The organism is Stakelama saccharophila (genome assembly GCF_032229225.1).
GTDB lineage: Bacteria > Pseudomonadota > Alphaproteobacteria > Sphingomonadales > Sphingomonadaceae > Sphingomonas > Sphingomonas saccharophila.
The window spans coordinates 508796-533043 of sequence record NZ_CP135076.1 but is presented as its reverse complement, the minus strand read 5'-3'; the positions used below and the strand labels follow the sequence as shown (position 1 = coordinate 533043).

Below are 24248 nucleotides of genomic sequence, written 5' to 3'. Positions count from 1 at the left end.
GAATCTTCATGCGCTGGATTGGTGCCCTCGCCCTGTTCGCGGTTGCAACGCCGGCTGCTGCCCAGTTGCGCGTCGTGCCCGAGCAACCGGCCGACGCGGAGGCGGCGCGCGCGGGCGTCGACATCTTCCTGATCAACGACGGCGAACATCCGCTGCCGGCCGAAGCCCCCGACCGGATGTCGGTGACCGCCGCCGACGGCACGCGGATGGAGCTGCGTCGACAGAGCCGACTGGACGGCACGATCGCGCCCGGCGCCTTTGCCCGGTTGCATTATGAGGCGGTGCCGGCGGTCGCGACGGCGCCGTCCGCGCCCCGGCAGATGGCTGCGGACGCGGATGCAGGCGAGCAGGCCGTGGCGTCGAGCAAGGGACGCGCCTCCGGCTTTTTCGACCGGTTCGAACCGAACGAGCCGATCTACGGCGTTTTCGGCACGGGCGATTCGGGCGCGAAACTGCAATTCAGCTTCGCCTTCCGTCCGTTCGAGGACGCCGGAGCGCTCGACGGGCTTCGCTTCGGCTATACGCAGACGATGTTCTGGGCGATCGACGAGCCGTCCAGCCCGTTCCGCGCCACCATCTACAGCCCGGAAGTCTATTATGAACGCGATCTCGGCGCCGACTGGATCGGCGCTGTCGGCTATCGCCACGATTCGAATGGCCGCAGCGAACCGGTCTCGCGCGATTCGAACCGGCTCTTCGTGCGCGCCGCGAGATACTGGGACCTCGGCCGCGGCTGGCATGCCGCGCTGGCGCCGGAAGCCTGGATATATGTCGGCGAGCTGTCGGCGCGCGACCATATCGGCCGCTATTGGGGCAATATCGCCCTGCGCGCCGCCATCGAGCAGGATGCCGGCCTCAAAATCGCACTCTACGGGCGCGGCAATCCCGACAGCGGAAAGGGCGCGACGGAACTGTTTCTGTCCTATCCGCTCGCCGATGTCGGCGGAGATTTCGGAATCTCCCTCTTCGCTGAAGGTTTTTCCGGCTATGGTGAGTCGCTGGACGACCTCGAACGGTCGGACACCCATGCCCGGATCGGCATCGCGCTGACGCGGTAGCGGACCGGCCGCCCGGCTTGCACGGAGAACAACGGATGCGCCTTTTCCTGATCCTCGCCGCGGCGGCGACCGCCCTTGCGGCACCGGCCTATGCCGCGCTCGACAAGGGCGCGCCCGCGCCCGACTTCTCGGCGGAAGGCGCCATCGCCGGCAAGCCGTTCCGGATTCACCTGGCCGACCAGCTCAAAAAGGGTCCGGTCGTGCTTTATTTCTTCCCGGCCGCCTTCACCTCCGGCTGCAACGCGGAGGCCAAGGCGTTCGCGCAATCGATCGACCAGTTCGAGGCAGCGGGTGCTACCGTCATCGGCATGTCGGCGGATTCCGTGTCGCAGCTCGAGAAATTCTCGACCGCCCATTGCGCGGGAAAGTTCGCGGTGGCGAGCGCCTCGCCGAAGATCATCCAGGCCTATGACGTGTCGCTGGGCAAGACGATCCGGACGCCAGAAGGCGTGGAACGCGCCATCACCGACCGCACCAGCTATGTCATCGCGCCGGGCGGCAAGATCATCTACGCCCATAGCGCCATGAGCCCGGCCGGGCATATCACCGGCACGCTGGCCGCGGTGCGCGACTGGCGCGCGAAGCACCCGCGCTGATGCTGCTCAGCCGGTACGGTCGAGCAGATCGTCCGTAACCATCATGGTAAAGGCCGGCTTGTTCCCCGGCGGGGTCTCCGCCACCGCATCGACGAAGGCGGCGCGGGTTTGGGGATCGTCATAGACCATTTTCTGGTCGAATGCGGCCTGCCACGTGGCTTCGTCCGGCCATTCGGCATAGCCGACGAAGCGCCCGTCGCGTTCGCGGTGCAACCGTGAGCCCAGGCTGCCGTAACGCTCGCGGATGAGATCGGTCCCCCTGCGCCAAGCCGTTCGGAACTGGTCTTCTTTTCCCGGGTGGACACGCCACCAATAAACCGCGACGAACATGGTTGCGGATCTTCCTTTCCGAACGATGTAACCGTTACATACGCGATGTTAGCAGTTTCGCCGTAGCGATACGGCGTGAGTTTTGTTCCCGCACGATCGGGAAGGACCTTGGGGAAGGCGACTCGATGCTTGCCGATCGGGCAGATGTGGACGATCCGGAGCGTATGCAGCCGACGATGCGGCTTTATGATCGCGTCGGGCAGTTCCTTCGCGATCAGCGGCTGGAACCGACCCCGGTCAACTACAGCTTCGCCTACCACGTGCTTGCCCATCCCGACGGACCGCTCGCCAGGGCCGTCATGCGCCTGACGGACGGTGGTGTCCGGCTGACGCGGCGCGATATCGATTCGCTGGAAGCGGACGTCGATACCGCCGCCGCGACGAACTCGGCGGCGCATGCCCAGAATCTGGTGGCGCGCACGCAGGTGCAGGTCGATGGCTTCGAAGACCTGATGCATCGGATGCGCGCCGAAACGCGCGGCTTCGGGCGCGATCTGGCTGCGAGCAACGCCGAGCTTCAGAACCGCGCCGGCGAGCATCCGATCCTGCACGACGTCGTCCAGATCACGGCGGGCATGCTCGACCGGGTCCACCATGCCGAAAGCCGGCTGGAGGAGGCCACGCGCGAGACGCGCGACCTGCGCGCCCTGCTGGAGGAAGCGCGCGACGACGCCAAGCGCGATCCGCTGACCGGGCTGCCGAACCGCCGCGCCTTCGAAGAGGCAATGACGGAGGCCGTCGCCGCCGGCCGCGCCATGGCGGTGGCGATCATCGACGTCGACCATTTCAAGGCGATCAACGACCGGTTCGGGCACGATATCGGCGACCGCGTGCTGCGGGCGATCGCCGGCGAACTCGCCACCGCCTGCGGCGACCATCTCGTGACCCGCTATGGCGGCGAGGAGTTCGCGATCCTGTTTCTCGACGTGGAACAGACCGCTGCCGAGGCCACGCTTTTCCGGGCAAAGGAGGCGGTATCGGCAAAACGCTATCGCGTGCGGGAGAACGATCTTCCCGTCGGCGAGATTACCGTTTCCGCCGGGTTGACGAGGGCGGAACCGGGCGAAGCCTGGGCGGAAACGTTCCGCCGCGCCGACCGCCTGCTTTACAGCGCGAAAACGAATGGCCGAAACCGCGTCCTGCACGGATAGGGCCCGCCAGAATCTGGTTAAATTCACCTATCGGTTCCGGTGCATTTTGCCAAAAGCGCGGTGAGCTAAATTACATACCCATTTGAATCAATCACTTACCGTTCTGGCACGCTCCCTGCAAACCTGTTTGGCATCAGCCGCCAAATGGTTTGGCGGACAAGAATACAGGGAGTTACGTCAATGATCGCTCGGTTCGAAACGCTTCACCGCACCACGGCCGCCCTTGTCGGCGCCGTCTTCGCGACCGCCATCCTGGTCGCCGCCGCCACTCCGGTCCTGCCGATCGCCTGATCGGCAGCAGACCCTCTCTACGCGGAGGATATCATGGTTCGTTCGATCGCCATCGGGATGCTGTCCTTTGCCGTGACCGCAACGCTCGTCATCGCCAGTGCCGCGCAGGGCTCCAGCCTCATCGGCTGAGCCCGCCGTCACGCCCGGTCGGCATCTGGCACGGCCGTGGGGGCGCCAGGCTTGTGCGACGGAATGCGGAACGCTCACCGTCATGCGGGGTTGGACCGGGGGGGGAAAGCGTTTGAAGGAGCCTTGCCATGAGCGATCCCGATACCGTCGACATGATCCACGAGGATGGCCTGCCGGGTCATGAAAGCGGGTTGACTCCGAAACCGGACTGGGAACCGCGCTATCCCGGATCGGGGCGCCTGGACGGCAAGGTCGCCATCGTCACCGGCGCGGACAGCGGGATCGGTCGCGCCGTCGCGGCGCTTTACGCACGCGAAGGTGCCGACGTGGCGATCGTGTATCTGTGCGAACACGACGATGCCGAGAAGACGGCGGAGATCGTGCGCGGCGAAGGCCGCCGGGCGCTGACGATCGCCGGCGATCTGGGCGAGGACGGCTTCGCCAAACAGGTCGCGGATCAGGTGATCGGTGAATTCGGTCGCATCGACATCCTGGTGAACAACGCCGGTGAACAGCATCCCGACCAGGACATTACCGATATCAGCGAAGAACAGCTTCGCCGCACGTTCCAGACCAACATCTTCGCGATGTTCTTCCTGACCCAGGCCGTGCGCCCGCACCTGAAAAAGGGCGCCGCCATCGTGAACTGCACGTCGGTGACGATGTACAAGGGGTCGAAGGAACTGCTCGACTACAGCTCGACCAAGGGCGCGATCACCGCCTTTACGCGCAGCCTGTCGGAAAACCTGGTCGGCGACGGCATCCGCGTGAATGCGGTCGCCCCCGGCCCGATCTGGACGCCGCTCAACCCGAGCGGCGGCGCCAGCAAGGAAAAGCTGGAACATTTCGGCGAAGGCACGCCCATGGGCCGCCCCGGCCACCCCAACGAAGTCGCGCCCGCCTTCCTGTTCCTTGCCTGCGAGGACGCCAGCTACATGTCCGGCCAGGTGCTCCATCCCAATGGCGGGATGATCGTGAACGGGTGATCCGCCCCGTCGACGCCGCTCAGCCGCGCGCCACGGTGGCGCCGGCAGGGCCGACGGGCGCACGCTCGCCACGCGAATAGGTGCCGGTCAGCAGCCCCGCCGCCAGCACATGGCCGGCCATCGCCTTGACGATCGCCGAGCGCCCCGGATTCTTCCCCGCCTCCGGACCACCATCGAGCGCGAAAAGCTGGAATGCGTAATTGTGGACGCCGTGTCCGGTCGGCGGGTCGGGCGGCAGCCAGCCTTCACCGAAATAGCTGTTGCGTCCGACATCGCCGTGCCGTGCATCGCCGTCGCCATCCTCGCGAATCGCCCCCTCGGCAAGTTGTTCGACCGTCGGCGACAGGTTCCAGACGACGGCATGAACCAGCGGCTGCGGCGCCGGCGCGTCGGCATCCTCTACGATCAGCGCCAACCGCTGGGTTCCTTCGGGAATGCCGGTCCAGAAGAGCGGCGGCGACACGCCCGCGCCGTCGGCGGTGAAGCGGTCGGGCAATCGCGCGCCGTTGGCGAAGGCGGGGCTCGCCAGCCGGATCGATTCGAACGTGCCCAGTTCGGGCTGGACGATCGCCAGCTTGTCCGCGCCGGCGCGCAGCCCCTTGATCGCCTGTCCCAACCAATGCGGCACATGTTCGAGCATGGTGACGGCCTTTCGTGCGGTTAGACGTCGAGTTTTTCGTAGTCGGGCGGCGGGCCGATGCCCTGCATCCGCTCCGCCAGCAGCGGGCGGAAGGTCGGCCGGCTCTTCATGCCGACATACCAGCGCTTTGCCTGGTCGTGACTCTTCCAGTCGATCCCGCCGAGATAATCCGCGACCGAGATCTGCGCCGCCGCCGCCAGATCCGCCAGGCTCATCGTCGAGCCGGCCAGCCAGGAACGGTGGTCGAGCAGATAATCGATGTAATCGAGATGGGCGACCGCCGCCTTCATCGCTTCGCGCAGCAGCCGGGCATCGGGCGCGGCGCGGCTGATGATGCGCTTTTCCATCCGCTCCTGCAGCAGCGGCGCGGTGATGTCGCGGTAGAACTGGGTGTCGAACCAGGTGACGAGCCGGCGGATTTCGGCCCGGTCCGCGGCGGTGCCGTTCAGCATCGCCGCCTTTTCGACCGTTTCCTCGAAATATTCGCAGATCGCGACCGAATCGACCAGCAGGGTCGCCCGCTCGCCATGCACCATCACCGGGGTCTGCCCGGCCGGGTTCATGTCGAGGAACTCGTCGCGCCGTTCCCAGGGATATTCGCGCACCGGCTCGTATCCGACGCCCTTCTCGCCCAGCAGCAGGCGGACCTTGCGCGAAAAGGGACAGAGCGCGAATTGATAGAGATGCCACATGGTTACCCGCTCTTAGCGAGCAGGCGCGGCCGGGGGAAGTGGCGGCGGGGCGTTCGCGTCGGCGATGCCCCACGGCACGGGGCTATTCGGCCGCGACCAGCGCCGCCTCCTCTTCGTCGAGCGGATGCGGCAGGCGGCCCAGCATCTCCTTCGGCACCACCTGCCAGAAGCGGCCGCGGACCGTGTCCCAATCCTCGATCAGGCTCGCCGCCCATTTGCTGTCGGTCGCCTCCAGATGCTTTTGCATCAGGCCGCGCAGCACCGATTCCCAGTGCCGCGACGCCAATCGCTGCCAGGTGATGTTGTCGGGATTGGCCCGGCGCTCGAAACTGCCATCGGCGTCGTAGACGAACGCCATGCCGCCGGTCATCCCTGCGCCGAAGTTCGATCCCACGCGGCCCAACACCACCGCATAGCCGCCCGTCATATACTCGCAGCCATTGGCGCCGCAGCCTTCGATCACGACATGCGCACCCGAATTGCGCACGGCGAAGCGTTCGCCCGCCCGGCCGGCGGCGAAAAGCTGACCGGCGGTCGCGCCGTAGAGCACGGTATTGCCGATGATCGTGTTCTCGTGGCTGACGAGCCGCGAACTCACCACCGGCCGCACGACGATGCGACCGCCCGACAGCCCCTTGCCGACATAGTCGTTGGCGTCGCCGAACACCTCCAGCGTGATACCCTTGCACAGGAAGGCGCCCAGCGACTGACCGGCCGACCCGCGCAGGCGCACATGGACATGACCGTCGGCGAGCTTGGTCATGCCGTATTTGCGCGTGATCTCGCTGGACAGGCGGGTGCCGACCGCCCGGTGCGTGTTGCGCACGCTGTAGGTGAGCTGCATTTTCTCCCCGCGCGAGAAGACCGGGGCGGCGTCCTTCAGGATCTGCGCGTCGAGGCTGTCGGGTACGTCGTTGCGAAAGGTGTTGAGCGCGAAGCGGCGCTCGATCGCGTCGCCGTCCACCTTCGCCAGCACCGGATTGAGGTCGAGATCGTCGAGATGCTCCGCGCCGCGGCTGACCTGGCGCAGCAATTCGGTGCGGCCGACCACCTCGTCCAGACTCTTGCACCCCAGCCGGGCGAGAATCTCGCGCACTTCTTCGGCGATGAAGGTCATCAGGTTGATGACCTTTTCCGGCGTGCCGGTGAATTTGGCGCGCAGGCGCTCGTCCTGCACGCACACGCCGACCGGGCAGGTATTGGAATGGCACTGGCGCACCATGATGCAGCCCATCGCCACCAGGCTCAATGTGCCGATGCCGAATTCCTCCGCGCCCAGGATCGCCGCGATGACGATGTCGCGCCCGGTCTTCAGTCCGCCGTCGGTGCGCAGGCGCACCCGACCGCGCAGATTGTTGAGCGTCAGCGTCTGATTGACCTCCGACAGCCCCATCTCCCACGGCGTGCCGGCATATTTGATGCTCGTCTGCGGTGACGCGCCGGTGCCGCCGGTATTGCCGGCGATCAGAATGACATCGGCATGCGCCTTGGCGACGCCCGCAGCGACGGTGCCGATACCCGCCGACGAGACGAGCTTCACGCACACCCGCGCCTTCGGATTGATCTGTTTCAGATCATAGATGAGCTGCGCCAGATCCTCGATCGAATAGATGTCGTGATGCGGCGGTGGGCTGATCAGCGTCACGCCGGGCGTGGCATGGCGCAGCTTGGCGATGAACTCGGTGACCTTGAAGCCGGGAAGCTGCCCGCCCTCGCCGGGCTTGGCGCCCTGCGCCACCTTGATTTCGATCTCTTCGCAGGCATTCAGATATTCCGCCGTCACGCCGAAGCGGCCGCTCGCGATCTGCTTGATGACCGAATTGGCGTTGTCGCCGTTGTCGCGCGGCGTATAGCGGCTCTTGTCCTCGCCGCCCTCGCCCGACACCGCCTTGGCGCCGATGCGGTTCATGGCGATCGACAGCGTTTCGTGCGCTTCCGGCGACAGCGCGCCCAGGCTCATACCCGGCGTCACGAAGCGCTTGCGGATTTCGGTGATCGCCTCCACCTCGTCGATCGAGACGCCGCTTTCGGGATAATTGAATTCCAGCAGATCACGCAGATAGACCGGCGGCAGATCGCGCACCCCGCGCGCAAATTGCAGATAGCTCGAATAGCTGTCGGTCCCGACCGCGGTCTGGAGCAGGTGCATGAGCTGTGCCGAATAGGCGTGCGTCTCGCCGCCGTACCGCTGACGATAGAAACCGCCGATGGGCAGCGTCGCGACGCCTGTGTCGAACGCGGCCCGGTGGCGGTCGCTCGCATTGACGTAGAGCGAGGCATAGCCTTCGCCCGATATCTTGGCCGGCATTCCGGGGAACAGGTCCTGGACAAGGGCACGCGACAGGCCGACGGCCTCGAAATTATAGCCGCCGCGATAGCTGGAGATCACCGCGATCCCCATCTTCGACATGATCTTCAAAAGGCCGTCGCCGACCGCGGTGCGGTGACGCTGCAGGCATTCATCGAGCGGCAGATCGCCGAACAGTCCGCGCTCGTGCCGATCGACGATCGCCGCCTCGGACAGATAGGCGTTCACGGTCGTCGCGCCGACGCCGATCAGCACCGCATAATAATGGGTGTCGAGGCATTCCGCCGTGCGCACGTTGATCGAGGCGTAGGAGCGCAGGCCCCGGCGCACGAGATGCGTGTGAACGGCGGCCGCGCTCAGCACGCCCGGGATCGCCACCCGGTCCGGCCCGATATGCTCGTCGGTCAGGAACAGCTCGGACCGGCCCTCGCGCACCGCCTGCTCGGCGGCCTGCCGGATGCGCTGGATTGCGGCGCGCAGCGCCTCCGGCCCGCCATCCGCTTCGAAAGTGCAGTCGATCTCGCTCGCCTGACCCTCGAAATGCGCCCGCAGCCGGGCCCATTCCGCGCCCGTCAGCACCGGCGAATCGAGCACCAGCACCTTGCCGGGCCGCTTGTGCGAATCGAGGATGTTGTCGAGATTGCCGAACCGCGTGTTGAGCGACATGACATGCCGTTCGCGCAAGGAGTCGATCGGCGGGTTGGTCACCTGGCTGAAATTCTGGCGGAAGAACTGGCTGATCAGGCGCGGCTTGTCCGACACCACGGCGAGCGGCGTGTCGTCGCCCATCGAACCCACCGCCTCCTTGGCCTGCTCGACCATGGGCGACAGGATCAGCTCCATGTCCTCCAGCGTCTGGCCGGCCGCGACCTGGCGCCGCGTCAGTTCCGCCCGGTCGAAACGCACGGTGCCGTAGTTCGGCGCCGGCGGCAGGTCGTTGACGGTCAAAAAATTGCCGATCATCGCGGCATAGTCCGCCTCGCCCGCGATCCGGTCCTTCAGCTCGCGGTCGTGAAAGACCGCACCGTCATCCAGGTCGACCGCGACCATCTGGCCGGGGCCGAGCTGGCCCTTTTCCGCCACATTGCTTTCGGGCACGACGACCATGCCGGCTTCCGATCCGACGATCAGCAGCCCATCGGTCGTCTGCGTATAGCGCAGTGGGCGCAGCGCGTTGCGGTCCATGCCGGCGACCGCCCAGCGGCCATCGGTCATGGCGAGTGCGGCCGGCCCGTCCCACGGCTCCATGACGGAGGCGAGATACTGGTACATCGCCCGGTGTTCGGCGGGCATGTCGTCCTTGCCGCCCCAGGCCTCCGGGATCAGCATCAGCTTGGTCGTCGGCGCATCCTTGCCCGAGCGGCAGATCGCTTCGAACACCGCATCGAGCGCGGCGGTGTCCGATGCGCTCGCCGGGATCACCGGCTTGATGTCCTCGCTATGCTCGCCGAACGCGATCGAGGCCATCTTGATCTCGTGGGAAAGCATCCAGTTGCGGTTGCCGCGGATCGTGTTGATCTCGCCATTATGCGCCAGGCAGCGAAACGGCTGCGCCAGCCACCATTGCGGGAAGGTGTTGGTCGAATAACGCTGGTGGAAGATCGCCACCCGGCTTTCGAACCGGGCGTCGAGAAGGTCGGGGTAGAAGTCCGACAGGCTCTCGGCGAGGAACAGCCCCTTGTAGATGATCGAGCGGCAGGACAGCGAGCAGATATAAAAGCTCGACACCTGCGCCGCGATCACGCGCTTTTCGATGCGGCGGCGAACGAGATAGAGTTCCTTTTCGAACTCGGCGGCGCTCATTTCCTCCGGCAGCGGTCCGGCGATCATGATCTGCTCGATCTCGGGCCGGGTGGCCTGCGCCTTCTGGCCGATCACCGACACGTCGACCGGCACCTGGCGCCAGCCATAGATGGTGTAGCCGGCCTCGATCAGTTCGCTCTCGACGATGGTGCGGCAATTCTCCTGCGCCTGAAGGTCGGTGCGCGGCAGGAAGATCTGCCCCACGGCGAGCCGGTTGGGCAGCACCTTGTGGCCCGACGAATCGATCGCATCGTCGAAAAAGCGGTGCGGCAGGTCGACATGAATGCCGGCGCCGTCGCCGGTCTTGCCATCGGCGTCGACCGCGCCGCGGTGCCACACGGCCCTGAGCGCATCAATCGCCGATTCGACCACCCGACGCGAGGCACGCCCGTCGGTCGCCGCGACGAGACCCACGCCACAGGCGTCGGATTCGAATTCGGGACGGTACATGCCCTCGCGGGCAAGGCGGAGGCGTTCGGCTTCGTTCATTCGCTGTTCGCTTTCGTCATTGTCGGGCCGCCTGCGGGCAGGCGGGCCGTCGCGCTTGCCGATCGATCGGATCAGGCAGCCTTGCGGGTTTCGCGCGCCTTTTCCTTCAGGAAGGCATGCATCTTTTCGCTCACGTCGCGGCCGTCGCGGATCGCCCACACGACCAGGCTCGCGCCGCGCACGATGTCGCCCGCGGCGAACACGCCGTCCATGCTCGTCATCATCGTGCGGTTATCGACGCGCAGCGTGCCCCAGCGGGTGACACCCAGTTCCGGCGCGTCGAACAGCTTCGGCAGATCCTCCGCCTCGAAGCCAAGCGCCTTGACCACCAGATCCGCCGCGACCGTGAACCCGCTGTCCGGCTCCGGCTCGGGCGCGCGGCGCCCGCTGGCATCGGCCGCACCCAGCCGCATCCGCGTTCCCCGGACGCCCGTCACCCGCTCGTCGCCGTCGAACGCCTGGGGCGCGGACAGCCAGACGAATTCCACGCCCTCATCCTCGGCATTGCCGACCTCGCGCTGCGAACCCGGCATGTTCGCACGGTCGCGGCGATAGAGACATTTCACCGATTTCGCGCCCTGGCGCACGGCGGTGCGGACACAATCCATCGCCGTGTCGCCGCCACCGACGACGACGACGTGCTTGCCCTGCGCGTTCAATTGTCCGTCCTCGAACTCGGGCACGCTGTCGCCGAAGCTCTTGCGGTTCGATGCGGTCAGATAGTCGAGCGCTTCGACCACACCGATACTGTCGATTCCCGGGGCCTTGATCGCGCGCGGCTTGTAGACGCCGGTTGCGACCAGCAACGCATCGTGCCGTTCGCGAAGTTCGCCCAGCATCGCATCGCGGCCGACCTCGAAGCCCTCGTGGAAGACGATGCCGCCCGCCTTCAGCCGTTCGACGCGGCGCATCACGACTTCCTTCTCCAGCTTGAAGCCGGGAATGCCGTAGGTCATTAGCCCGCCGGCCCGGTCGTGCCGGTCATATACATGCACCTCATAACCCAGTCTGCGCATATATTCGGCGCCGCTCAGCCCCGCCGGGCCGGCGCCGATGACGCCCACCGACTGGCCGCGTTCGGGACCGGGAACCAGCGGTTCGACCCAGCCTTCCTCCCACGCGGTATCGGTGATGAACTTTTCCACCGAGCCGATGGTGACGGCGCCGTGACCGGCGAACTCGATGACGCAATTGCCCTCGCACAACCGGTCCTGGGGACAGATGCGGCCGCAAATCTCCGGCATGGTAGAGGTGGCGTTGGACAATTCGTACGCCTCCTGCAACCGCCCCTCGGCGGTGAGACGCAGCCAGTCCGGAATGTGATTGTGCAGCGGGCAATGCACGGCGCAATAAGGCACGCCGCATTGCGAGCAGCGGCCGGATTGTTCTTCCGCCTTTTCGATCATGTAGCGATCGGCAATCTCGCGAAAGTCTCCGGCGCGCGCGCCGGGCGCACGCTTCGCGGGATAATCCTGCTCGATCGAAACGAATCTGAGGGTTTTGTCGTTCGCCATCCGTCCAACCTTGTGCATGTTGGCGCCTGCATAGACGAAAAATCCGCGCAAGTCACGCTGAAACCGGGAAATGGGTCAGCTATAGCTACCTATCTGGCAACAATCTTGTGCACAGCCGCAACATTTCCACCAAAGCTCTCGTGGAGCTAGGGCCGGATCGGACCTATCGCATCAACAACCAGATCAGCGTGCCTCCGCCGAAGACGATTCGATACCAGGCGAAGGGTCCGAAGCCATGGCGGCCGACAATACCGACGAACCAGCGGATGACGGCGAGCGCCACGAGGAACGACACGACGAAACCCACGCCGATCAGGCCCCAGCCGATCTCCGCGCTTGCCAATGAATCGCGGTATTTCCACAGCTCCACCGTGCTTGCGCCGAGCATCGTCGGAATGGCGAGGAAGAAGCTGAACTCCGCCGCCGTGCGCCGCTCCACGCCCAGCGCCAGCGCGCCCATGATCGACGCGCCCGACCGGCTGACGCCCGGAACCATGGCAAGGCACTGGATGAAGCCGATAGCAATGGTGCGCTTGAGCGGAATGTCCGCCACACCGACCACGTCGTGATTCCTGATCATGCGTTCCAGCACCAGGATCGCGATGCCGCCCAGGACCAGCGCCACCGCCACCACGATCGGCGCGCCGAGCAACAGCTCGATCTGGCTGTGCAGCGCCAGGCCGATCACCGCCGCCGGAATGAAGGCGACGACGATGTTGCGGGCGAACCGCCATGACACCGCCTCGCGCTCCAGCATGCCGCGTAACACCGCCCAGAAGGTGCGCCAGTAGAGCGCCACGACCGCCAGGATCGCACCGAGCTGGATGACGATATTGAACACCGCCCATTCCTCGGAATCATAGCCGAACAGCTCGCTCGCGAGGATCAGGTGCCCGGTCGAGGAGACCGGCAGGAATTCGGTCAGTCCCTCGACGATGCCGAGCAGGATTGCGGTTATCAGCAGTGGCATGCAGGCGCCCTCGGGCTGGAGACAGATAAGGCGGCTCGCCCGCGATCAGGCGGCGCTGGGCAGTCCGAACCGGCCGTGGCGCCGATACTGGACCAGCCAACTCGGCGCGACCGTGGCCAGCGGTGTGGGGCGAACGCCGAAAGCCTCGATGCCCGGCAGGCTGCCGCTTACCACATTGTCGTGTCGAAGCATGCACAGTTGGTCGCGCGTGATCGGCGCACCGGGCAGCGAAGCGAGCAGCGACGCGGCCCCGTCGGGGACTTCGACGATCACCGGCTTGCGGCCGGTCGTCTTCGCGATCCAGCGGACCAGATCGCCCATCGCGATCACGTCCGGACCGCCCAGTTCACAGGTCTGCCCGGCATGCGCCCCGGGCTCGACGATCGCCTTGACCACCGCGGCCGCGACATCGGCGGCATAGATCGGCTGGAACCGCGTCCGCGCCGCAATGACGGGCAGCACGGGCGCCGCCGCCATCCGCGCGAACCGGTTCACGAAGGAGTCTTCGCGACCGAACACGATGGACGGCCGCAGGATGGTCGCTGCGGGAAAGGCGTCGCGCACTGCCGCCTCCCCCTTGGCCTTCGACCGGCCATATGCCGATGGCGAATCGGGATCGGCACCGATGGCCGAGATATGCACCAGCGCGGGCACGCGCGCATCCGCCGCCGCCCGTGCGACGTTTCCGGCCCCGGCGACATGCACCGCCTCGAAGTCGCCGGACAGAATTCCGACCAGGTTGACCACGGCATCGGCGCCGGCGACGGCACGTTCCAGCGTTTCCGGCCGGGTGACGTCGGCGGCCACGAACTGCGTCTGGCCGAGATTGCCCAGCGGCTTCAGGAACCATGCCTGGCGCGGGTCGCGCTGGGCGATGCGCACGCGGATACCGCGCGCCAGCAAATCCTGCGCGATATAGCGACCGAGAAATCCGCCGCCGCCGAACAGCGTTACCAGCTTGTCCTTCATCCATTCGCCTCTTTAGCGTCTCGCGAGACCCGCCAGATGCCCGTTCGCGGGCCAAACGGCAAGCGTCGACTGCCGGTTTCCACACATGGCATTGACAAGCGCGCACCAGCTACCTTAGAGCGCGCCGCCTACCCCGTGCCCAGATGGCGGAATTGGTAGACGCACCAGCTTCAGGTGCTGGCGGGGGCAACCCCGTGGAGGTTCGAGTCCTCTTCTGGGCACCAATACTGGCTCTGGATACGTCCAAGCATCGTCCAGTAAGCGACTGGTTTCACAGCATTTCTTGACCGAAGATCGCCAGACACCGTCCGGCGAAATCCGGCTAAGGGCATCAGCAGCGACCACAAAATGCTGCCCTTTTCGTTGCCCTCGGATCGACCCGGGCTTGCTGGGAAAACGACATGCTGACCTACATCCAAATCAAAGCCGCCAAGCCGAGAGCGAAGGCCTGGAACCTTTCCGATTCACAAAACCTCTATCTCGTCATTCAACCCAACGGCTCGAAGCTATGGCGCTTCAATTACCGTTTTCTGGATAAGCAGAAGAAGCTTCATCTCGGAGGGTGGCCACAGGTAAGCCTCGCCGACGCTCGAATGCGGCGTGACGAGGCGAAGAAAAAACTTGCGGAAGGGATCGATCCCGCGCTGGAGAAAAAGCGCGCAAGAATCGCCGCCAAGTACGCCGCAGCCAACACCTTCGAGGCGGTTGCCGGGGAATGGCTCGTCAAATGCGAACGGGACGGCCTGGCACCGGTAACTATCGATAAGATCCGCTGGCTCCTCGCCAAGGCGTATCCTGTAATCGGCAACATCCCGATCGCGCAGATCACGCCGCATGAAGCGCTTGCCGTGCTTCGCAAGGTCGAGGCGACCGGTGCCTATGAGAGCGCCCGGCGCATGCGCAGCGTGCTCAGCCGGGTGTTTCGTTACGGCGTGGCGACCGTACGCTGCGACAAGGATGTCGCGGCTGATCTTCGCGGCGCGATTGCGGCGCCGAAGGTCAAGCACTTCGCCGCCATCACCAAGCCTTCCGAGGTCGGCACGCTCCTGCGAGCGATCGACGGCTACAGCGGTCACAAGGTGACGATCATGGCGTTGCGGTTGTCGCCGCATGTGCTGCTGCGTCCCGGCGAACTCCGGCAGGCCGAGTGGACCGACATCGACTTCGAGGAGGCGATCTGGTTCATCCCGGCCGAGCGCATGAAAATGCGGCGGCCGCACCGGGTGCCGCTGTCACGGCAGGTGATCGCGATGCTCCGGGAGCTTCACGAGCACACGCACTGGTGGAAGTATCTGTTCCCGGCCCTCGGCAAGCCACGCAAGCCGATGTCGGAGAACGCCGTCAACCAGGGCCTGCGCAAGCTCGGCTACACGTCCGACCAGATGACCGCGCACGGGTTTCGGGCGATGGCGGCGACACTGCTCAACGAGATGGGCGAATGGAACCCCGACGCGATCGAGCGCCAGCTTGCGCATGTAGATACCAATCAGGTCCGGCGTGCCTATGCGCGTGGCGAATACTGGGACGAGCGCGTGAAGATGATGCAGCGCTGGTCGGACTATCTCGACCAGCTGCGGGATGGTGGGAATGTGCTGCGGCCCGATTTCAGGGCCGGGCGAAAGGCGTAGCTCCGGAGGGTATCGCGGCGTCGAAGGTCGATCCCCCGGTGCCTCGACCCCCGAAGAACGCAGTGTGACGAATCCTCTGACTTTGCGCCGCCTAGTCCGAGGATTTGTCACATACTTGCGCGGGATGCGTCAGCTCTGATCATCGGGCGAGACGCCCATCGACCAGCGCTCGTCGGTGCGCTCGACGTAGAATTCTTGTTCGTCGGTAATTGCCGACAACGACGGGAAGATCGCGCTGCCGTCGAGCCAGGCGCCGAATTCGTCCGGATGCGCGAGCAGCGGCATGTGCCGGCTGACGCGTGCAATCAGCGGGTTGGCCATGACCAGCACGCCGGCGCAGCCGTGGCCGCCAGGTACGCCGAACCCGGCCCAGCCGGCCAGCGGCCGGTCCCACAGGCCCGTCCAGCTGCGCGTCCGCTGCCCGGCCGGCCCGTCGGGATAGGCGAAGGCCTCGAGGACGAGCAGGCATCGCTCGAGCTCGCCGGGATCGATAAGCATGCCCGCGTCCGCGCGCAGCTCGCGCGGAACGACTATGGCACGGCGCGCCCTCGATCGGCTGGGATCGACGAAGGCGGCTTTTGGCAGACCCCACGGCCGGGAAGTGACCGAGCGGCGGCCATCTCGTTCTGTCACGACCACGGCCGGTTCGCCGGGCCAGATCAGCGGCGCCCATGCCGGCGTGCCTTCCGGCTCGGCTGCAAACAAGGCCTCGATTTCGCTCAGGGCGCCCCGGTAACGCAGAAGCGCGGTCATGGTCGGGGAGACCCCAGGGCCGACTCGAGTCTCGTGCTCGAGGTCTGCGGATCATGCTCCCGGATCATATGCGCAGAGCCGCCGCGAGCCTAGCGCGCTGGTCGGCATGCTTTTCCGGGTTGGCGTCCTTGAGCTTGCGCAGATTGAGAAGTTTCCATTTGATCGCCGGCAGTTGGGCCGCGTCCGGCAGGCCGATCAGACCGAAATCCGGCTCGGCATCGTGGACGGAAAGCAGGAACTCGGCCGCTGCGCCGGTAGCGCGCGCGCCGATGTCCTCGATCAGCCGCTCGCGCGCGGCGAGCAGGGTCGCGAGTGGGACATGCTCGATCGTCATGCCGTCGAATTCCTGGGCAAAGGCACGGTCGATCGCAAGGCGATTGGGAGCGATCAGCTCGTGCAGCGGGCGGCCCGAGCAGGCGGCATAGACGAGGAAGGTACGAAACAGATCGTCCGTAACGCCTTCATGCTCGTAGAGCAGGTGGACATCGTACAGGTCGCGCGGATGCTGGCGGTCGAGCGCGGCGCAGAGCTTGCCCGCGTAGAGATCCTCGAAGTCGAACACCAACGTCTCGGCAAAGCCGAAAGCCTCCTCGACCGCGTCGGTCACCCGCATCATCCGCGGTGGCGCCACCGTGCCGCGAAGGACGGGGGATACCTCCACCTTCACTTCGGCCTCAGCGAGGCGCAGCAGCAGCCTGGTGTCGCCGGCGCCGCCACCGCTGATGCGGTGCGTGTCGACACCGGACAGGAGTTGCCGTGCCCGCTCGATCATCCGGTCGAAAGCGGCATCGATATTGGCAAGAGCCGTGGCGCGCTCGTCGAGCGGCACATAGGTGAGATCGATATCGACCGAGAGCCGCGGCATGTTGCGATAGAAGAGGTTGATCGCTGTGCCGCCCTTGAGCGCGAAATGCGGCTCGTCCGCAATTATCGGCAGCGCGTGGACCAGCAGGGCGACCTGCGCCGCGTAGCGTTCACGGGCCATCGTGGGGCTCGCTGCTTGCGGGCGTGGCGAACTCTTCCGGGACCACGAGCTCATAGGCCGCGACGTAGCGGCCGCCCTCGACCAGCATGCGCGGGCCCTTGCCCAGATCGATTTCGCTTCGGTCGATATGTGCGAGCCATTTGTGCCGGTGGCGATCGGCGAACAGGAAGAACAGCCGCTTCACCTTCACGCTCTTGCAGGCCAGGAGCAGGGTCGTGAGACGGCCGGGCCGAAGCGATGCCAGCCCCTGGAAGAGCATGTCGACCGTGTGGAAGCTCTCTTGATCCGGGAGCTCGTTGAGCGCTTCGAGCAGCGCGCGCTCGGGGCTCGATCGGCGGAGCGGCCAGTCCCATGGGCTGGGGGCCTGTCTGGCGGCGGGATCGAAATCCTGGTCGTCGATGCCGAGCGGCCCGGAGCCGAACAGCTGTCGCCGACGCCGCAGGACATGCGCGTCGAGCTCCAGCCTGGACAGCCAGCCGGGGACGTCGCCGTAGAGATAGAGGTTCGCGCTGCGCCCCAGGCCGAGATAGTGATTGCGGCCTTCGAGGCTGAGGGCGGTCATTCCTCCGACGTGGAAATCATAGCCCATGATCCATTGCGCCGAGAGCACCGCCAGCTTCCATTCTACCAGGGCGTCGGGCGCTCCCTTGGCATAAGGACGACGGTAGACGCCGCGCGCGACGCGTTCGAGCCAGCCTTCGCGGTGATAGTCCGAGGCTGAACTCTTCGCGACGTCGCTGGCGGCGAGCCAACGCGAATCAACCAGAAAACCGGGCGGTACCTGCGCCAGGATGTGCTTTAGGCGGTTCCCATTTGGTCCGTTCATACCGGACTAAATCGCACTTTTCCAAAGTGGCGGCAAGATGCTATTTTAACTGTCGCCCATTTGCTCCGTTCAAGGCGGACTAAATCTGCCATCTTCGAAACTATGTGCCGGTCGGGCTTCGACGCGCCTCAGGATGGCCCCTCCACGCCCGCAGCTTCGTTGCCGGTCAGTTGCTTCAGGCTTCGATACTGCACAAGGGTGGCCCGCCCGACCTTGGTGGTCTCGAGATCACCGGACTGGATCAACTCGTAGATGCGCGAGCGGCTGAGGCCGGTTAAGGGTTGCGACCTGCTGGTTGAGATCAAATCCGGCTTCGCAGCTGCAGACGTACATGCCGGAGTGGGACAGCTTCTCCTGTATCCGGCATTGCTCCCGCGCTTGGCCGAGCATCGCCGAATTTTGCTACTACCTGGCCGGCCTAGAGAAGCGCTGGTAGCGGCTATCGAGACATGCAGTGTGACGGTCTGCACTTATTGCATCGCGATAAGAGGACGACGCGTTAAGGTCGAGTTTTCGCGCGAGTTTCTGCAACTTTGCGGCCTCTGAAACTAGCTAAGCCTTGGTATGTCCTCGACGCAATCGCGTTCGCGGTTGATCATGCCGCAGCTTCAAGCCGCGCGACATCAGAGAACCGCCGCGCGATGCTCGCCAACAAGGGGTTTCTCGCGACCGACCGCAATGAATGGACCCAGGACGGCAAGAATTTCATCAACGGTCTGTTCAAGATGCTGCACACCGACGGCTCGCATCCGGGACTGTCCGACGAGGATCATTCGACCTTCCGGCTGCACCTAGTGATCGTCAGCGCGCGCACCTTTCTGCGGCGCCTCACCTACGGGCAGTAGCGATTTGGTCGCCTGGTCGCTTGGGCACGCAGGTTCGGGTCAAAGAGCCTGCCTTCCTCATTTTTCGCACCGATACAGGTCGGTCACGCGCTATTCACGCCGGCTTCCATCGTTGCGAAACCGCTCGATTTCATCACTGTCGTCGCCTTGCAACAGCGGCAGCAGAAACTCCCGGATTGGCGGCGCTTCTCGTAATTGCAGATTGTCGAGGTCGATCAGCTCGCCAAGCCGGCGCTCCTGATCGGTCACCGGAACGATGAGCCGTTCGATTACGTCGCCGCGCATATTGCCGGCGGTGACCCTGACCTCGACATGCGCGGCCTCGCCTGTCCGTTCGACCAGCTCAATCGCTGCGGTGAGTGTTTGGAGGCGGCCATGCCGGAAATCCTGGCAGCGGTATTCGACCTGAACGTCATGAACCTCAGATTCCTCGACGTCGAAACTCGTGCGATCCGTCCGCGCCAGGTTGTGCGATAGGCGCGGGATATTTGTCAGAAAGTCGCTCTGCGTGGACGGCGGCGGCGGCCCGAAAATGTCGACGACATACGGCCCGTCATGCAGCACGGCATTCCCCGAGCGCAGCTCTACGGTGACATGCTCGGCGGCTAGGACGCCGACATTTTCGATGGAGACCTCGAAGCCATATTGCGAGAACTGCCTTGCGACGCCGAGATGGATATTGGGCACATCGACCGCGCTCAGCGCCGCGGCATAGTCGTCATAGTCCTCGTCATAGTTGCTGTTGATATGCAGCCCATGCGCCATGAACCCGCCTGTATATTCGCGCGGATGCTTGGCGAGGATCATCCGCGTCACGGGATCGATGGTCTCGGCGGGAAGCGGCGGAACGCGAAACCGAACGAGCGGGAGCTCGTGCAGCATACGGATTCCGACGCGCAACTGGGGCTCGCTGGCCTGCAGCATCCTCACGCGCTGTTCGAGTTCGACGGCTCGCCGATCGGTCGGCGACGGCTCTGGGGCGAGCAGCCAGCTCTCGTCCGGCTTGATCGCCTTCATGCCGTGCCGGCGCGCTGCCGCTCTCGGTCGGCTGTCGAAGCTCATCACCTCGATACGGGCCGGATCGTCTACCAGCGCGTGCACCGCCTGCGCGACAATCCGGTCGTCGCCATTATCGCGCTCCAGATCCTCGAGTTGATCCCAGTCGATGCGTCCCGCCGCGACATAGGCAATGTCAATCCGAACCGGTTTTCCCGCCAGCATGGCGGTGCCACCGCTTTCGATCGAAGGTTCAAGAAGCCGATTTAAATCGCGCGCGCGCTGCCCAAGCCGTCCATCGCGTTTGCGCGCATCGACCTCGGCGCTCGCCTGGGGAACCACCAAAAGCAGGATTGGTCCATTCGAGATCATCGACCAGTCGAGCTGGGTCAAAGGACGCGCCTCGAAGATCATCTGCGTGTCGAGCGCGAAGACACGATCATAGCCGCTTGTGTCGAGCCTGGAGTTCATGGGTAGATGTGGCACCAATATCGTCGTGCCCGCAATCAAGAACGATCCGTGCCTTCATCTTCGCCTCGTTCCTCCAATATGTTGGATGGCAATGCGCCACGCCAATATCGCGCTGCTCCGAAGGGAAGATAGGCCGGATGAAGTTTGATTTCGACACAATCGGCGAATGGGCGCCGCGTCTGGCTACTGTGCTCGATACGCTGGTACCGGACCGGCTCCGCGAGCGCGCTGCAGCGGGGCCGATCGAATGGCTTGAGGATGCGCTCGACATCATCCTAGAGGAAGTCGAGCGCAGCGGCCTTATCGATGCAACGTGCGAATGGCTGCGCGGCCAAACGATCGTCGCTTATCATGGTTCGCGCCTCTCGCCGGAGGAGATCGCCTCCGTTCGGGCAATTGGACTGCGGGCGCTTGAACCTGCGACGCGCAAAGGGCAGCTTGCGCAAATGCTCTCCCGCCATCCGGATTGGGCGCAAGCCAGCGCCGGACTGGATGCCGCGATTTGCGACTTTGGCGACGGCCAGTTCGGGCGGCGGCAAGGTCAGGCCCATTTGACGGTCTCCCGCGGCGCGTTGTTGACGGCTTTCAATCACTATCTGGTCGAAGGATCGGAGTTCGACCAGGCCGTCGCGGTCGAGCTGCTCGGGAAGGGAGCGAGAGCGCTGCTGCAGGAGGGGCGATCGCCTGTGCTGTTCACCGTCGAGGTGCCTGGAGACCGCGCGCTCAATGTCGCCCAGTCACGGCTTCGCGATGGCGAAATGCCGGGCCTAGTCCGTCACGTCCTGCAGTTCTGGGCCAATTGGCTGCACGATCCGGCTCTCGATCCGGGAACGCAGCATGTCGATTTCGGTCTGATCTTCTATGAGGACATTGCGCCCGGCTGGATCACGGACGCCGCGTTGATCGACGAGGTTCGACTTTTGGAAACCTATCACCGCTGATGGTGAAGGGCTGAGATCATGGATTGGGGGGACGAGGATGCCCAAACTTCGTGTCGAGGGACCACAGGCGAGCGAAGCCGGCCGCTGGCTGGTGCGCCTCAACATCCACCATCGCGCCGGAGTCGAGCGCTATGGTGTCGCCCGGCTCACCAACAATGCCAATGGCAGGGAACTGGACGTCCTGCTGCTCGGCCATGATCGCGATGACGCAATTTTCATGCCTTACGATATCCGCGAGCGCCTCGGCGTCGCCAAGGGTGGCGAGCTCGATTTCTCGCTGCGCAAGGTCAGGCTTTGGGGTTTGCTCCGTTGGTATGTCGGCTCGCCCGATCCGGCCGTGTCTATTCCCGCCCGGATCGCGGTGATTGGACTCGCTCTCGCGATCGTCGGACTTGTCCTCGCCGCATTTTCGCTCATCTGCACCTAGCTCACCGAATAGACGCTCAAGACTCCCGCGCTAGGGCTAGGCTTCTGTCGATCCTGCCCAGCGTGTCGGTGGCCACGAGACGCTAGAGGGCTTTGTCGATAGCTTCGCGCGTGGCCAGATCGGGAAGGTCCGCCGCCGTCCATACGCCTCGTCGCGCACCAGCGCTGATCCGCTGCAGGATGCGGGTATTCAGATGCAAAGTCTCATTTGTCCGAAATTTGTAGTCGTATTTCGGACGCAGTCTCACTCAGCCTGATGCTCAAAGGGACTCGAACCGCCCTGTCCATTCACGTCCAGCCTTTTCCACGAATCCAGATCGTGCTATTAATGCCCTTGGCGAGTTCGTAAGTCTATGATTCGACTGCGAAATCAACCGCTTAGGTCGCCCGGCCGAAAGCTCTTCTGGCACCATTTCCCTTTTTCATGACGTTGCAGGTCTCAACAGGAACGGCAGAACGCCGCCATTTTGCCCGGATCTGTCCCAAAATGTCCGAGCAGGTTTCAGTCGCTACCCGGCGATAAAGGACCTGCAAGAAGGGCCGGATAAAGGCCGGGAAATTGATGTCCGTGGCCCCAACCTCGCATCCGCAGGCCGGCACGGCTCACCAATGCACCTGCCGCAGCCCCGGCAGGATGTTTCCCAGGCGGTCCAGCAATGAGGCGGAGATATCTCGCTCTAGCATACGCGCGACCGGGGGTGGCCAATCGCCGCGATGGAGTCGTCGAAGCTCCTCGCCGACCGCCGCGTCGGCACGGGTGCGGCGCTGGTTGTGGCGGACATAATCGAGCCAGGTCGGCACATGATAGCGCTCGACCCAGCGGTTTCGGTCGGCGAGGTCGCGCAGCAGATGCCAATGGCGCGCGCCATCCCGGCGGCGGATACGCCGGCGCTCGGCCATCACCGTCAGGAAGGCGACTTCGTCCGCCTCCGCGATGTCATAAGTAAGGGTGACGACGACCGGCCCGCTGCGGGCCACGACCGGAACATCCGTGTCGGGGGCGGTGAATTCGCGCATCGGTGCGAGGTCGAGGTCCTCGACCTCCCTGAGACGGAAGGGGAGCGCGATGACGAGCGCCGCAGCCTGGACGATCCCAGCGATGATCAGCGCGTTGCCGACCGTATGCTGCTCGGCGACGGCGCCCCACAGCCAGCTTCCCAGCGACATGCCGCCGAAGGTCGCCATCTGATAGAGTGCGAGCGCGCGGCCGACGACCCAACGCGGCGAGGCGAGCTGGACGACGGTGTTGAAGCCCGACAGCACCACGATCCACGCCGCCCCGGTGACCGCGACCGCAACCAGCGTGAGCGGGAAGAAGGGCGAGAGGCCGACAATCGCTGTCGCGCCAGCAAAGGCGACGGTCGCGATCCGGATCACGTTTTCGGTCGTCAGGCGCTGGCGCGCGGCGCTGCCGCCGAACGCTCCGCAAACCGCGCCGACGCCGAACGCACCCAGGAGTACGCCATAGGTGAACGATCCCCCGCCCAGAGAGTCGCGCGCGACCAGGGGCAGCAAGGCCTGGATCGCGATCGACCCCAGCCCAAACAGGGCAGAGCGCAACAGCACGACCAGGATGTGCGGCGACATCGCGACGTAGCGCACGCCGGCGGCCATGGCATGGCCGATCCGCTCACGCGGAAGCGTGCGCTCGGGTATTTCGGGGCGCCAGCGTGCGAGCACGCCGATCAGGCCGAGATAGGAGAGCACGTTGAAGGCGAAGGCCGCCGCCGCGCCGGCAGCGGCGACGATCATGCCGCCCACCGCCGGCCCTACGCTGCGCGCGAGATTGAATCCCACCGAGTTGAGGGTGACCGCGCCGGGCAGGTCCTCGCGCGGCACCATCTCGCCCACCGAACTCTGCCAGGCAGGCCGGTTGAAGGCGTTGCCGCAGCCGATCAGGAAGGTGAAGAGCAGCAGCAGCCACGGCGTCGCGAGATCGAAGAAGGCGACGAGACAAAGGCCGAGCGAGGCGAAAAATAGAAAGCACTGCGCGCCGATCAGCACGCGCCGGCGGTCGAACTGGTCGGCGATCGCGCCCGCAAGCAGCGAGAGCAGCATCACCGGCAATGCGCGCGAGGCCTGGACGAGCGCCACCATGCTTGCGGGCGCGGCGAGCATCACCATCATCCATGCGGCACCGACGCCTTCGATCAGCCCGCCGAAATTCGAGACCGTGCTCGCGATCCACACCGCGCGAAAGGTTCGGTGGCGAAAGGGTCGGAATAGCGACAGTCGGGCGGGCGCGATGTCGGCCAAGGCTGGCGGGCTCCTTGAACGGGGTATTTCCTCATTGGTCAGTGGGCGCGCCGGAATCAAGCGGAATGCCTGCGCAGTGACGTGCATCCACCCCCGTGGCTCTGCGGGTTCTGCTTTCCGCACGGGGCCCATTTCCGTCAGAAGCCGTTTGGCCGCTCCGCTCTTGTAGAGCTTCGGCGGCCCGCCCAGACGTCC

Annotated in this window: 20 protein-coding genes and 1 tRNA gene; 9 read left to right on the top strand and 12 right to left on the bottom strand. The window is 65.0% G+C overall.

Translation table 11 applies throughout. The features are described from left to right. Positions 1-8: 8 nt before the first annotated feature. Positions 9-1058, top strand: a complete 1050-nt coding sequence (locus tag RPR59_RS02400; protein ID WP_313916297.1) for a phospholipase A — start codon at positions 9-11, stop codon at positions 1056-1058. Between the two features lie 35 nt (positions 1059-1093). After that, positions 1094-1654 carry a peroxiredoxin gene (locus tag RPR59_RS02395; RefSeq protein WP_313916295.1) on the top strand — a complete coding sequence of 187 codons (561 nt, stop codon included), beginning with the start codon at positions 1094-1096 and terminating at the stop codon, positions 1652-1654. A 6-nt stretch (positions 1655-1660) separates the two neighbouring features. On the opposite strand, the gene RPR59_RS02390 is transcribed toward RPR59_RS02395, so the two are convergent. After that, on the bottom strand, positions 1661-1984 hold the full coding sequence (locus RPR59_RS02390) for an antibiotic biosynthesis monooxygenase family protein (RefSeq protein ID WP_313916293.1): 324 nt from the start codon (positions 1982-1984) through the stop codon (positions 1661-1663). A gap of 125 nt (positions 1985-2109) precedes the next feature. Between RPR59_RS02390 and RPR59_RS02385 the strand changes: the two genes are divergently transcribed. Together RPR59_RS02385 and RPR59_RS02380 are read left to right on the top strand one after the other, a co-directional pair. After that, positions 2110-3135, top strand: coding sequence for a GGDEF domain-containing protein (locus RPR59_RS02385; RefSeq protein ID WP_313916291.1), 1026 nt, complete (start codon positions 2110-2112; stop codon positions 3133-3135). A 548-nt stretch (positions 3136-3683) separates the two neighbouring features. Next, complete coding sequence (locus tag RPR59_RS02380) at positions 3684-4541, top strand: SDR family oxidoreductase (protein WP_313916289.1); 858 nt, start codon at positions 3684-3686, stop codon at positions 4539-4541. 19 nt (positions 4542-4560) lie between these two features. Here the strand turns inward: RPR59_RS02380 and RPR59_RS02375 are convergent, their stop codons facing one another. From RPR59_RS02375 to RPR59_RS02350, 6 genes are all read right to left on the bottom strand, one after another. Further along, on the bottom strand, positions 4561-5181 hold the full coding sequence (locus RPR59_RS02375; RefSeq protein WP_313916287.1) for a YbhB/YbcL family Raf kinase inhibitor-like protein: 621 nt from the start codon (positions 5179-5181) through the stop codon (positions 4561-4563). A 20-nt stretch (positions 5182-5201) separates the two neighbouring features. Beyond that, complete coding sequence (locus tag RPR59_RS02370; RefSeq protein WP_313916285.1) at positions 5202-5873, bottom strand: glutathione S-transferase family protein; 672 nt, start codon at positions 5871-5873, stop codon at positions 5202-5204. An 82-nt stretch (positions 5874-5955) separates the two neighbouring features. Then, complete coding sequence (gene gltB / locus RPR59_RS02365) at positions 5956-10473, bottom strand: glutamate synthase large subunit (protein ID WP_313916283.1); 4518 nt, start codon at positions 10471-10473, stop codon at positions 5956-5958. Between the two features lie 71 nt (positions 10474-10544). After that, positions 10545-11987, bottom strand: a complete 1443-nt coding sequence (locus tag RPR59_RS02360) for an NAD(P)-dependent oxidoreductase (RefSeq protein ID WP_313916281.1) — start codon at positions 11985-11987, stop codon at positions 10545-10547. A gap of 163 nt (positions 11988-12150) precedes the next feature. Next, entirely contained in the window at positions 12151-12957 is an 807-nt protein-coding gene (locus RPR59_RS02355) for an undecaprenyl-diphosphate phosphatase (RefSeq protein WP_313916279.1), read from the bottom strand. 45 nt (positions 12958-13002) lie between these two features. Then, positions 13003-13926, bottom strand: a complete 924-nt coding sequence (locus tag RPR59_RS02350) for a complex I NDUFA9 subunit family protein (RefSeq protein WP_313916277.1) — start codon at positions 13924-13926, stop codon at positions 13003-13005. 137 nt (positions 13927-14063) lie between these two features. Here RPR59_RS02350 and RPR59_RS02345 point away from each other — a divergent pair. Together RPR59_RS02345 and RPR59_RS02340 are read left to right on the top strand one after the other, a co-directional pair. Further along, positions 14064-14150, top strand: a tRNA-Leu gene (locus RPR59_RS02345). Between the two features lie 177 nt (positions 14151-14327). Further along, on the top strand, positions 14328-15554 hold the full coding sequence (locus tag RPR59_RS02340; protein ID WP_313916275.1) for a tyrosine-type recombinase/integrase: 1227 nt from the start codon (positions 14328-14330) through the stop codon (positions 15552-15554). A gap of 129 nt (positions 15555-15683) precedes the next feature. Here the strand turns inward: RPR59_RS02340 and RPR59_RS02335 are convergent, their stop codons facing one another. The 3 genes from RPR59_RS02335 to RPR59_RS02325 form a co-directional block, all read right to left on the bottom strand. Continuing rightward, on the bottom strand, positions 15684-16307 hold the full coding sequence (locus RPR59_RS02335) for an SOS response-associated peptidase family protein (RefSeq protein ID WP_313916272.1): 624 nt from the start codon (positions 16305-16307) through the stop codon (positions 15684-15686). 64 nt (positions 16308-16371) lie between these two features. Next, positions 16372-17292 (bottom strand): nucleotidyl transferase AbiEii/AbiGii toxin family protein, encoded by a 921-nt coding sequence (locus RPR59_RS02330; RefSeq protein WP_313916270.1) that lies wholly within the window; start codon positions 17290-17292, stop codon positions 16372-16374. Further along, a complete protein-coding gene (locus tag RPR59_RS02325) occupies positions 17282-18118 on the bottom strand; it encodes a type IV toxin-antitoxin system AbiEi family antitoxin domain-containing protein (RefSeq protein WP_313916268.1) in 837 nt (278 codons plus the stop codon). Before RPR59_RS02325 ends, RPR59_RS02330 begins: the two co-directional genes overlap by 11 nt. 641 nt (positions 18119-18759) lie before the next feature. On the opposite strand from RPR59_RS02325, the gene RPR59_RS02320 reads away from it, so the two are divergent. Next, positions 18760-18963, top strand: coding sequence for a hypothetical protein (locus RPR59_RS02320; protein ID WP_313916266.1), 204 nt, complete (start codon positions 18760-18762; stop codon positions 18961-18963). A gap of 90 nt (positions 18964-19053) precedes the next feature. Here RPR59_RS02320 and RPR59_RS02315 read toward each other — a convergent pair whose 3' ends face one another. Beyond that, positions 19054-20445: a hypothetical protein gene (locus tag RPR59_RS02315; protein ID WP_313916264.1), complete on the bottom strand. Its 1392-nt coding sequence runs from the start codon at positions 20443-20445 to the stop codon at positions 19054-19056. 122 nt (positions 20446-20567) lie between these two features. Between RPR59_RS02315 and RPR59_RS02310 the strand changes: the two genes are divergently transcribed. Both RPR59_RS02310 and RPR59_RS02305 read left to right on the top strand, forming a co-directional pair. Next, on the top strand, positions 20568-21371 hold the full coding sequence (locus RPR59_RS02310) for a hypothetical protein (RefSeq protein WP_313916262.1): 804 nt from the start codon (positions 20568-20570) through the stop codon (positions 21369-21371). A gap of 37 nt (positions 21372-21408) precedes the next feature. Next, positions 21409-21798, top strand: coding sequence for a hypothetical protein (locus RPR59_RS02305; protein WP_313916260.1), 390 nt, complete (start codon positions 21409-21411; stop codon positions 21796-21798). 602 nt (positions 21799-22400) lie between these two features. On the opposite strand, the gene RPR59_RS02300 is transcribed toward RPR59_RS02305, so the two are convergent. Next, complete coding sequence (locus RPR59_RS02300; RefSeq protein WP_313916258.1) at positions 22401-24053, bottom strand: MFS transporter; 1653 nt, start codon at positions 24051-24053, stop codon at positions 22401-22403. Positions 24054-24248 lie beyond the last annotated feature (195 nt).